The organism is Butyrivibrio sp. WCD3002, assembly GCF_000424265.1.
Classification (GTDB): Bacteria; Bacillota; Clostridia; order Lachnospirales; family Lachnospiraceae; genus Butyrivibrio.
In genome coordinates this window covers 42,438-54,163 of record NZ_KE384155.1, presented here as the reverse complement: position 1 = coordinate 54,163, position 11,726 = coordinate 42,438, and the positions used below count along the sequence as shown (strand labels likewise).

Annotated in this window: 9 protein-coding genes and 1 riboswitch; of the genes, 2 read left to right on the top strand and 7 right to left on the bottom strand. The window is 45.8% G+C overall.

Features of this window, described 5'->3' with window-relative positions; translation table 11 throughout:
• Positions 1-7: 7 nt before the first annotated feature.
• From cbiD to G608_RS24525, 5 genes are all read right to left on the bottom strand, one after another.
• Entirely contained in the window at positions 8-1,138 is a 1,131-nt protein-coding gene (gene cbiD, locus G608_RS0118835; protein ID WP_051209553.1) for a cobalt-precorrin-5B (C(1))-methyltransferase CbiD, read from the bottom strand.
• A gap of 74 nt (positions 1,139-1,212) precedes the next feature.
• Positions 1,213-1,839 carry a precorrin-8X methylmutase gene (locus G608_RS0118830; protein WP_026497282.1) on the bottom strand — a complete coding sequence of 209 codons (627 nt, stop codon included), beginning with the start codon at positions 1,837-1,839 and terminating at the stop codon, positions 1,213-1,215.
• A 69-nt stretch (positions 1,840-1,908) separates the two neighbouring features.
• Complete coding sequence (locus tag G608_RS0118825; RefSeq protein WP_026497281.1) at positions 1,909-3,390, bottom strand: cobyric acid synthase; 1,482 nt, start codon at positions 3,388-3,390, stop codon at positions 1,909-1,911.
• Between the two features lie 85 nt (positions 3,391-3,475).
• Positions 3,476-4,981 carry an ABC transporter substrate-binding protein gene (locus G608_RS21935; protein ID WP_051209551.1) on the bottom strand — a complete coding sequence of 502 codons (1,506 nt, stop codon included), beginning with the start codon at positions 4,979-4,981 and terminating at the stop codon, positions 3,476-3,478.
• A 6-nt stretch (positions 4,982-4,987) separates the two neighbouring features.
• On the bottom strand, positions 4,988-6,169 hold the full coding sequence (locus G608_RS24525; protein ID WP_026497280.1) for a sirohydrochlorin cobaltochelatase: 1,182 nt from the start codon (positions 6,167-6,169) through the stop codon (positions 4,988-4,990).
• 711 nt (positions 6,170-6,880) lie between these two features.
• Positions 6,881-7,095, bottom strand: a riboswitch (cobalamin riboswitch).
• Positions 7,096-7,345: 250 nt separating this feature from the next.
• Here G608_RS24525 and G608_RS0118805 point away from each other — a divergent pair.
• The gene (locus G608_RS0118805) at positions 7,346-8,191 is read left to right on the top strand and encodes a hypothetical protein (protein WP_026497278.1); all 846 of its coding nucleotides are present in this window, start codon (positions 7,346-7,348) and stop codon (positions 8,189-8,191) included.
• 91 nt (positions 8,192-8,282) lie between these two features.
• Here G608_RS0118805 and sdaAA read toward each other — a convergent pair whose 3' ends face one another.
• Positions 8,283-9,164 (bottom strand): L-serine ammonia-lyase, iron-sulfur-dependent, subunit alpha, encoded by an 882-nt coding sequence (sdaAA, locus tag G608_RS0118800; protein WP_026497277.1) that lies wholly within the window; start codon positions 9,162-9,164, stop codon positions 8,283-8,285.
• Positions 9,165-9,238: 74 nt separating this feature from the next.
• Complete coding sequence (gene sdaAB, locus G608_RS0118795) at positions 9,239-9,907, bottom strand: L-serine ammonia-lyase, iron-sulfur-dependent subunit beta (RefSeq protein ID WP_026497276.1); 669 nt, start codon at positions 9,905-9,907, stop codon at positions 9,239-9,241.
• A gap of 229 nt (positions 9,908-10,136) precedes the next feature.
• Between sdaAB and G608_RS0118790 the strand changes: the two genes are divergently transcribed.
• Positions 10,137-11,582: an alpha-L-fucosidase gene (locus G608_RS0118790; protein WP_026497275.1), complete on the top strand. Its 1,446-nt coding sequence runs from the start codon at positions 10,137-10,139 to the stop codon at positions 11,580-11,582.
• Positions 11,583-11,726 lie beyond the last annotated feature (144 nt).

Below are 11,726 nucleotides of genomic sequence, written 5' to 3'. Positions count from 1 at the left end.
TGTTCCTTTATATTTTACTTAACCATTCATGAGCGTTTTTAGTGGCCACAAGCTCTGTATTTTCATTGGAAAAAACTATGACTTCCGCCCGTATCCTGCCCTCTGACCACTCTTCCATATTCCTCTTAATCCGGCTGACCATTTCGTCGAATACTAAATCGCCTATTCCTTCCTCATTTATTATTTTCACCGCTTCGTCCGTCATTACGCAGGACAAAATCCTGTCTTCAATGCCATGTCCTGCTACATCTATCACAATTTCAGACAAAATCTCCATCCTGTGATCCCCGTACATAGAGTGGGTGTTTTTGATACCGCCCGCTATTTTTACGAGTTTTCCTATATGTCCCACAAAGAGAAGCTTGGAAAAGCCGCTGTCAACTGCATTTTTCACCGTGTCATACACAAAATTGGAGCTCATTACGGCTATGCTTTCATCAATACCATATACCTCATGCAGAAAGGTAAGACCGTAATTGCCGGGAGCCGCAAGAAGAATCTCTCTCCCTTCAGCCTTCCGGACACTGATCTCGGTTTTTATGGTCTCAACTATCGCCGTATCACTCATGGGCTCTACGATTCCCGTGGTTCCAAGAATCGAAATGCCTCCCACTATTCCAAGCTTTGGATTAAAGGTCTTTCTCGCGATAAACTCGCCGTCAGGCACGCTGATAACGGCCCTGACGCCTTTTCCTGTAATGCCCCGGAGGCTAAGAACCTCCTCCAGATTTTCCCTGATCATTTTTCTTGGAACCGAATTAATTGCCGCTTCGCCGATTGGCTGATCAAGGCCGGGTTTTGTGACTCTTCCGACACCCTCTCCCCCGTCAATCTCGACGCCTTCTTCATCAGTAAGACACACGCTTGCAAATATCTTGGCTCCGCTGGTGACATCAGGATCGTCGCCGCCGTCCTTGATTACAGCGCAGGATACGTATTCAAGGGCATCGTTCCTGTGAATATCCACAATCTCCGCATTATAGGTAATTCCCTTGGGAGTGGTGATACTTACATGGTGCAGGTTTTCACCTGTAAGAAGCATCAAAAGAGCCGCCTTGGACGCAGCCGTGGCGCAGCTTCCCGTGGTGAATCCGCATCTTAACTTTTTCCCGCCTTTCTCAATAAAAATATCACTCATAAATACTTTAATCCTATGCCGGTTTGGTGGTATGGGTTACTTGTTTCGAGAAAATCTATCCTTTTCTTTGTCAGTTAAAGGTTGTACAGAATAGAATTGCAGATAGCCGCTGCTACTGTGCTTCCGCCCTTTCTTCCTTCATTAACTATATATGGTACATCGCTGTTGAGAATCAGCTCCTTGGCTTCAACCACATTTACAAAGCCAACGGGAACGCCGATTATTAAAAGCGGCTTAATTTTCCCTTCGTTCATTAGCTCGTAGAGCCTTATAAGTGCCGTAGGCGCGTTGCCGATTGCAAAAATCAGAGGTGCATCTAACTCGGCTGCCTTATCCATGCTGACGGTTGCCCTTGTGACACCCTTTTCCTTAGCCTTAGCTGCAACGTCCGCATCTGCCATGAAGCAGTGGACCTCTCCGCCGTATTTTTCCAGGGTTTTCTTACTGATTCCGCTAAGCGCCATGTTTGTGTCGGTTACGATGTGGGCGCCGCTCCTGATGGCAGTCTTTGCCTTTTCTATGACGTCCTCTGAAAACCGCATGGTGTCGGCGTATTCGAAATCCGCCGTGGTATGTATTACCCTCAAAACAGTAGGGAGAAGGTCCTCCGGCACTGTCTTACCCATGGCATCCAGTTCACTTTTTATTATTCTGAAGCTCTCCTTCTCTATGTCAGAAGGAAGAATGTGTTTGATATTCAATGTTTTTCCTCACGTAATGGCGTTTATATAGGCTTAAAAATCTGCTTTTCTTCGCGGCCTCTATCTGCATCAGATTCCTATAGCGTCGTAAATCAGCTTCCAGTCAAGGCTCTCTCTAAGCACATCTGCCAGCTTATCAAGCTCCCTGTCCTGATGAACTGCAGCGCTCTCTATTTCAGGAGCCTCCGCTGTAATTCCACGCTTTTCATAGATGATTTTTATGAGCGCCCTTGTAAAATCCGCGGTATCGAAAATGCCATGCATATAGGTTCCAAGAACGTTTCCTTCAGTTATTACAGGGAAAATCCCCCTCTCCGCATAAGTTTCTCCCATGTGTATCTCGTAGCCACTGACGGTTATACCCGATAGTGACCTGTAGACTCCTTCAAGAGCTCCTATTTCGCCGGAGACCTGAGACAAAGTTTTTTCATTCTTAAAATCAGTGTCTATGGGAAGAAGCGAAAGCCCCTGCTCTTCTCCGCCGCCTTCTGCGCCGGACTTGTCTCTCACCACTCTGCCAAGCATCTGAAAACCGCCGCAGATTCCGACAATAAGCGTTCCTGTTCCGGCAAGATTTTTGATCTTGTCGTAAAGGCCTTCTTTTTTCAGCCATTTCAGGTCACTTAAGGTGTTCTTGGTGCCGGGCAAAATTATAAGATCGGCTCCTTCTAGGTCCTCGGGTTTATTTACATACGAAAGTCTGCATCCGGGAATTCCCTCAAGAATCGTAAAGTCTGTGTAATTACTGATAAATGGCAGTCTTATCACCTTTATTTCAATGATATCGCCTGTTATATTTTCGCCAACGCCGGCATTTTTCCTGATTTTAAGCCTCTCAGAGACGCTGTCCTCCTCATCAAGATCAAGCTCCACATAGGGCACAATTCCTGCAAAAGGGATGTCCAGATAGGGTCTGAACATTTCAAGTCCCGGCTCTAAAAGTGATACATCTCCCCTGAATTTATTGATGATAAGGCCCTTTACTCTGGCTTTTTCACTCTCTGACATAAGCTGCACTGTTCCAAGGAGCTGTGCAAAAACCCCGCCGGGATCAATATTGCCTGCAAGAAGCACCGGTGCATCCAGCATTTCCGCAAGACCCATGTTTACTATGTCATTTTCTCTAAGGTTTATCTCAACGGGGCTTCCGGCACCTTCTATCACGATGATGTCGGTTTCTGATGCGAGCCTGTCATAGGCTGCCTTGATATCCGGAATCAGGTCCTTTTTCATTTTAAAATACTCTGCAGCCCGCATGTTTCCTATGGGAAGCCCATTAACGATTATCTGTGAGGTGGTATCACCCATGGGCTTTAGAAGAATGGGGTTCATATCCGCAGAAGGCTCCATTCCCGCCGCCTGGGCCTGAAGAGCCTGTGCCCTTCCTATTTCCCGTCCGTCAGGCGTAACAAAGGAATTTAGGGCCATATTTTGCGATTTAAAGGGTGCTACCCTGTAGCCGTCCCGGCGAAGAACTCTAAGTATTCCTGCCGTCAATATGCTTTTCCCTGCTCCGGACATCGTGCCCTGGATCATCAGATTTTTTGCCAAAAGTGCTCTCCTCTATATCTTTGTTTATCCGTTAAATTCCAAACTGCCGCCATCAGACCATCACGGGTTTACTTCTGTGTGGGTCCTATTTCAGCTTATGGAAAAACTCTGTATCTTCCTTATCTTCAGAAATTATTCTATATAGATTATCGATTATTGTGCCTGTTTTGTCTGCAAACTGATACAGTGATTTATCTGTATACCAGACTGCTCCTGACTTATAAGCCTTATAGTCTGTAAAAAGCTCGCTAAGGTCCGCAAGTCCATTAAGGGACTCAGGCGCATCCGTTATGGTGGCATTGTAGATCAGAATGTCCGCTTCTCTGGCATAATCATAGAAAGCTTCCATACTTATTGTGGTCTGGGCATTTGCCTTCTCATCCTCTTCTTCCTGCGGGAAAAGATAAGTGCCGCCTGCCATGCTGACCATTCTGGCAAAATAATCGTTCTTTTTCCTTGTAACTATTTGATGATTAGAATTAACCGAGAAAATCGCCACGGTTTTCCCTGATAATTCCTTGTCTTTTATGGAGGTTATAAGCTCCTCCTGCTCTTGAAACTTCTCGTCTGACTCGGTTTCTTTGTCTGTTAAGAGACCATATACTTTTATCCACTCGCATCGCCCAAGGGGTTTTGCCTCATAGCTTGATCTGTCAATAAATACCGGGATTTCCAGCTTTTCAAGCTTCTCCTGTACCTTCGGAACGTGGAGTATCATTGTGCTTTCTATGGCAAGGTCAATGTCGTCCATTACCATTTTTTCATAATCCGGTGCGCTGTATTTGCCGCCATATTGAAGGGTTCCCTGCTCCATGGCTGCCTTTGCGGATTCGATATACCAGTCATCCTTCTCTGTTCCGGAAAGAGCGATGGCTTCAACTGCGCCAACAGCGTCAAAATGGCACATTGCACTGGAAGCTGCAAGATAAATCTTATTTAAAGGTTTTTGTATTATAGTTATATTATTATCACTTTTTAGTTCTGTTGTCCTGCCTTCCGGTACAATCAGATAATCTCTGCCGTCATCAACACTGATAACAGCATAGCCGTCTTCATATCGGTGTATCGCAAAGCATTCTGCAAATGCGTTTTCATCGGTAGAAATGTAGGACAGACCCGGGATTTCGGGTGCTGTTTTTAAAGCTTCCCCGTTAACTGAATCCGGAACCGGCTCAGCATCCTCATTCTTTTCCTTCGCATCGTCAAAAATGGATATTCTGAGGGTATAGTCGATGAGATGTGGCTTACTCATAGCTGTAGTATCAGCCTGAATCTCCATATCTTTATCCAGCTCTACAGGTATCACGAACTCGGAATTGCCCTCTGTGTTTATAGGATGATAGGTCTCACCGCCCACGATCATATAGTCGTAATTAGGGCTACTCCATATTATGTCTGCCTCTGCTTTCCCATTTGTAACAGTAACCCTGCAGGGAGACTCGATGCCGGCTTTGCCGCTGCCTCCCGTCAGGGTAACAGATGCGGCGTACTCCCCATCGGAAATACTGCCGCATCCTGTAATACATAGTGAAATCAGCAGGATCAGCAGAATTTTTACACTAAAGAATTCTTTTTCCCGCTTTTTATTCATGTTTAATTACTTGATAACTTCACCTGTGTGTTTTACATAAAGCTCCTGAACAGCCTCGATTCTTCCAAGACCTGAGATCTGACAATCTACACTGTCAAAGGATCCGTCTGCAAGGAATCCGCTCTTCCAGGTATCATCGTCATCGCCTGCCATATCGTTATTTGCATGATCACCTGCAACAACCATAAGGGGACGAAGGATAACCTTTTTGTAGCCTGCACTCTTAACACTGTCGATAACAGCAGAAAGCTCTGTCTCAGCAGGAAGACCCTCTACTGTTCCGATGAATACGTTCTCATAGGAGAGTTCGTTCATCTGTGTCTGCATCTGGCTGTAGGAAACGTTAGCTGTATGAGATGTACCGTGGCCCATGAAAACAAAAGCTACACCATCTTCTTTTGCTGCATCAAGGCTGTCATAACCTGCCTCTTTTACTGCCTCTGCTGTGATTGCCTCAGCTACTGCCTTCTTATCTTCATTGATGATAGTTGCATCAGAACCAACCTCGCCAAGAAGAGGCTCAGCTACTGCAACTGACTCAAACTTGTCCTTGTATCCATCAAGAACATCGTTAAGCTCATCGTACTCAGCACCGTGCATAAGGTGTGTGGGCTGTACTACAAGGTTCTTAACACCGTTCTCTACTGCTCTTTCAAGCGCCTGCTCTACGTTGTCAATCTTTTCATCATCTCTTGCCTGAACGTGGTTAATGATGATCTGAGCTGTGAAGGCTCTTCTTACTGACCAGTCGGGATATGCCTTCTGGAGAGCTTTTTCGATACCACCGATATCCTCAGCCCTGCTGTCATTAAAGGATGTACCAAAACTTACAACGAGAAGCTCGTTCTCGCCGATGTCGTCGCTGTTAAGCGGATCATCCTTTGAAGCATCGCCGGTATCTCTTCCGAAATAGTCAGGATCTGCTTCTTCCCCCTCTACAAGCTCCTTCTGCTCATCTGTAAGGGCATCCCAGGCTTCCTTAGCCTTAGCGCAAAGCTCATCTGTGTTTTCATCGCGGGTCTGAACGTATATAGAATCGATAAGATCTGCTACTTCCTTTGCTGCCGCCATATCTTCACTGCTTCCTTCCGCATCACCTTCGCCTTCGGTTACTTCTGAAACTGTAACCTCGTGGTCATACCACTTGCCCTTTGTACCGATAAGTGCAAGCTGGAAGGGCTCGCCTATTGCAGGAACCGGAACATCGAAGCCATTTACTTCCTCTGTTGTTCCATCATCATAGGTAACTGTGTCTGTTGTGGGCTGAAGAAGCTCTGCACCGTCCTTCTGGGCATCCTCAGCTGTTCCCGGGAAAAGATTAACGATGTTCTGTGAAGGAAGAGTGATGTGAATTGTCATCTCTCCGTTCTCCACTGTAAGTGTTCCCTTATTGTCATAAGCTTCATTGATGTGGAACATGCTGCTGTCTGTTGTAAATGTAGCAGTGTATGTGCCATCCTCAAGACCTGCGCTCTCGCTTGCATCTGCTGTCTCTTCTGCTTCTTCTGCTACTTCCTCGGTTTCTTCGGGCTCCTCTGCGGTTTCCTCAGCTACCTCTTCTGTTTCTTCGGCAGCTTCTGTAACCTCCTCAGTTGCCACTGCCTCTGTTTCTGCGGTGTTAGCCGCATCCTTGTTGCCACATCCTGCTGCGGACATGACCAGTGCTGCAGTCATTATCACTGCAAGTACCTTTTTTTTCATAATATATGCCTCCTATTTGTTCTCATGGGGATGTGGGATCTTAGATGAATTATTCCTGAGAAAATTGCTGAAGGCTATTTTCTCAGCTATGGATAATCTTCGCCGAAGGCGAAGATTTTTTGACACAAAACGACAAGGCAAATGCCGGATAGCATTTACCAAAATAGTTTCGTACAGCCAATTCCTCGTGACCCGGTTTCCCATGTACGACGACAGGCAGGTCTCCCGGCTGATCGATATCGCGCAGATTCACGCGGCATTCACTCTCCCTTCCCAGACCAATTCTGATCCAGTGGTAATGAAAGTAAATTCTCGAAACACGGTGACGAGATCGTGCGGGATTCACACCCGCTTCCCTTTTCACTTGTGCAAAGGCAACGCCTTCCACAAACACCTTCCGTCTAATTAAGTTGTGGATTTTCTAAAACTGATATTCATTATCGCTTCGGAAAATCTCGTGTCCATAATAACACAAGTCATCAGTTTTTCATATAGTTAGTGGGCATGCCATTGGGGACCATGCCACCGGGGACGGTTCTCTTTGGCACGCCATGCGTGAGTGATCCCCCGTGCCAAAAAGAACCGTCCCCAGTGGCACGAACATACACAGTTGGCATATAAATGTAGAGACGTTTTGTTGTTCGTTTCTTTTAGGGGGAAATAATGAAAAAACTCAAAATTGTCATTTTTATCATAATCATTCTGATTGCGTTGATTTTCACAGGGAGATTTGTTTATATGCGCTTTTTTAAGACCTATGAAGTTGGAACAGATCCAAAGCTCTACGAGATTACCAGGGCCACCTATCTGACCGGGACCCAGCGCTTTGATTATGGCTACATTTATGACCAATACACTATCAGAAAAAAAGATAAGAAATACTACGCGGAAACTGATATTTTTGATAAAGAGCTAAAACAGCAGGTAGTTACTGAGGTTGAGATAATCGGTGCAGAATACAACGAAACTCTAAAGCTGTTAGAGGGCTGTCAATTCGTAAGGCACAAGGCCGCCGGTTCGAATGTAATGGATGGTTTTATGGACAACAGCAGCTACTCTGCGGAGTTGATGTGGGATAAAAAGCCGGACGGTGCCTGGGATCTGCGTATGGATGCCAATACCAGAACGGCCTTCTCAGAAGCTGTGAAAAAATTCACTCAGAAAATAAACATATCAATTGTAGATGATGTCAGAGAATCGAGTGTTTGGATCATCCGGGATACCACGGAAAACCGCAAGACAAGCGTATGGGGCACGGCTATGGTGAAGCCTGAAGAATTAGGTAAAGAATATTCCTTCGACATTCCTCTGGCCGATGATGATAAATATCTGTTTCACATGATAGATGAGGATGGCCTCTACTACTCTGCTGATATTCCAAAGCTCCTCGAGGGCTGGAAAGTCAGAATTTATACCAGCAATAAGGAAGTTCACGATGTCATCCTTGAAATCTACGACGATTCCGGAGCGCTTATCTCTGAAATCGATGTTTTCAGTGCTGCACTATGATGTGAGCATGCCACTAGGCACGGTTCCATGCCAAAAAGAACCGTCCCCGGTGGCACCGCGTGCCAAAAAGAACCGTCCCCGGTGGCACACTCTACTCAGCGAACACCTTCTCCTTCAGCTTAATTCCCGTAGGTGTGGTGGCAAGACCGCCTCCTGCGGTTTCTTTGAGTGTTGTGGCCATGGCATCGCCAACTTCTTTCATGGCATCAATACATTCATCGCAGGGAATCTTCGCTCTGATTCCGGCAAGAGTCATATCTGCGCAGGAAAAGGCGATAACAAGTCCCGACACATTTCGCTTTATGCAGGGAATCTCCACAAGCCCGGCTACCGGGTCGCAAACAAGTCCCATCTGATTAGACAGCGCCATAGCGCAGGCGTCGGCACATGCTGACGGTGATCCGCCCATGACCTCTACAAGCGCAGCGGCCGCCATTGCTGCGGCACTTCCGCACTCAGCCTGACATCCGCCCTCTGCTCCTGCAATGCTGGCGCGGTTCGCAATTACCATCCCCACAGCGCCGGCTGTAAACATGGACATTATCAGGGTCTTTTCATCAAAATTCCTGTCTTCATAAAGTGATACAAGGCAGCCCGGCAAAATTCCGCAGCTTCCTGCAGTTGGAGCAGCGACAATTCTTCCCATGGAGGCATTGCATCCGGCAACGGCAAGGGCTCTTGCAATAGCCTTGGATAAAAAGTCCCCGCAAAGGCCTCCGCCGCTGCTTTGTGCATAGGAATTCATAAGGAAACCTTCTCCGCCTGTAAGGCCTGACATGGACTTTTGATCCTTCTTCATGCCATCGATTACAGACTGCTTCATTACTTCAAAATTGATTTCCATTTTTTCATAGAGCTCCTGCGTGGATATCTCCATGCTTTTAGCCTGATCCTCAATTGCAAGCTCACTTATTTTGATGCCTCTTTTTTCAGCTTCGAGAGCAAGCTCGTTTACAGAATTATATTTAAGCATTATCTAAGCTCCTAAATCATAGATATTCTCTCGGAATCCACAGCCAATGCGGATTCTTAAAATCATATTTGTACTCACACTCGCCTTATCAGAATCGCATTTTTTACATGCTCGATTCCTCTTATCTCATCAACAATTGTCTCAGGCGGAAGGCCGTCTATCTCGATAGTCATGATGGCTTCGCCGCCCTTTTCCTGCCTTGAAAGATGAAAATTGGAGATGTTGAGGTCCTCGTACTCCCAGTGCATCATGTTGGTCACACTGGCGATTACACCGGGCTTATCTTCGTGCATAACAAGAATAGTGGTGTTCTCCCCGTTAAAATCAACATTCATTCCATTTATCTGCTGAACAAGAATATTGCCACCGCCGATACTGGCACCCTGCATAACACCCGCAGTGCCGTCCTCAAGAAAATACTGAATCCGCGCTGTGTTTGGATGGGCTCCCTTTATATTTTCCTTTAAAAAGGTGTAGTCGATTCCACGTTTCCTGGCAATCTCGTGGGCGTCCCTGATTTCCGGGGAATAGCTCTTATATCCCATTATTCCCGCAAGCAAAGCTCTGTCGGTTCCATGGCCCTTATAGGTTTTTGCAAAAGAACCCGACAAGGTAATCTCCAGCTTTTTTAGCGGTCTGTCATCGATTAGCTTATTCACAACTCTTCCAAGCCGCACCGCTCCTGCAGTATGTGAACTTGAAGGCCCGATCATTACAGGGCCGATAATGTCAAAAACATTCACGTTTACAGTCTCTCCTTTATTATTAAAAGCGAAATTTATGCTTTCGCTTTTACGTCAAATTCCTCTCTAATTATAAAACAAAAAGCTGCTTATTGACATGATTTTCACATCATTGCACCTATGAAAATATCCCCATTTTTGGAACAATATTTACTATATTTTTCCAAAAATAAATGCGCTAAAATTATACTCGTATGACACTAAACTTTCTTAAGAGAGGAATTTAAATATGTTTGAAGCCAGCTTTGAATCACTTAAAAAACACGAATGTCCCGACTGGTTCCGCGATGCGAAATTCGGTATCTGGAGTCACTGGGGTCCCCAGTCCGTTCCCATGTGCGGCGACTGGTATGCCAGAAATATGTACATCCAGGGCACTGACCAGTATGAATATCATCTTCGTACCTACGGTCATCCCTCAAAATTCGGATATAAGGACATCTGCGCTCTGTGGAAGGCAGAGAACTTCGATCCCGATGCTCTTATGGAGAAATACTACAAGGCAGGTGCCAGATTTTTCGTGGCACAGGCTTCTCACCATGATCATTTCTTCAACTATGCTTCTAAATTAAATCGCTTCAACAGCGTGGAGGTGGGACCTCACAAGGATATCTGCGGTCTTTGGAAGGAAGCTGCGAAAAAATACAATCTGCCCTTTGGCTTAACTGAGCATCTTGGCGCATCCTTTGCATGGTGGCGCTCCAACAAAGGTTCCGATTCCTACGGCCCCTACAAGGGAATTCCCTATGATGGAAATGATCCCGCATACCGCGATTTTTATCATGACAATTATGAGCACGTGGCTAAGGAAGGCGAGGAGGACAAGTGGGTATGGCTTACACAGAACTCCGCTTTTCATGAGTACTGGTTGAAAGTAATGCACGAAATTATTGACCTTTACCAGCCCGATATGCTCTACTCCGACAGCTCTCTTCCTTTTGAGGACAACGATATTCCCGATGACAACAGCCTTTACCGCTATGGTCTTGATGCTGTTGCGCACCTTTATAACACCTCTGAGAAGCTCCATGGCAAAAACCAGGCCATCTACACTCAGAAAAACCGCAATGAGAACATCTATACCGTTGGAACCCTTGATATCGAGCGAAGCCAGCTTCCCGACATCTCCCCTGTACCGTGGCAGTCTGAGACCTGCATCGGCGGATGGTTCTACGATAAAAAGGCTATTTATAAAAAGCCTCGTCACATCATCGATATCCTCATTGATTCCATCGCTAAAAACGGCACTATGCTGTTGAACATTCTGCAGCGCCCGGACGGAACCATCGACGAAGAGGCAGAATACATCCTGTCTGAACTTACCGACTGGTTTGCAGTAAACGGCGAAGCTGTCTATGGCACAAGACCTTTCCGCGTATCAGGTGAAGGCCATGCCAGCGTAATCATCGACGGCTTCCGCGAGGATCAGGTTGACTGGAATGACGACGATTTCCGTTTTGTACAAAAAGACGGTACTCTCTACGCCTTTGTAATGAAAAACGAAGGCAGAAACACAGCGGTTATCACCTCATTAAAGCCAGAGGAAGAGGTTAAAAACGTAGAGTATCTTGGCTGCGGCAACGTGACCTTCTCACAGCATTCAGGAGTTTTGGTTGTTGATCTTCCCGAAAGACGCGACACTCATATGCCGGGAGCACTTAAGATCAGTTTCTGATTTTCATAAACTGCCCGCTCCGGCTCTTAATCTGAAAGGCTTTATCGTCAATTATTCATAATAAAAGCTATAAAATAAGGCATTCTCTCTTTATTTTTTAGGAGAGAATGCTTTTTTGTTAAAACTTATGTTTACAATTAGATT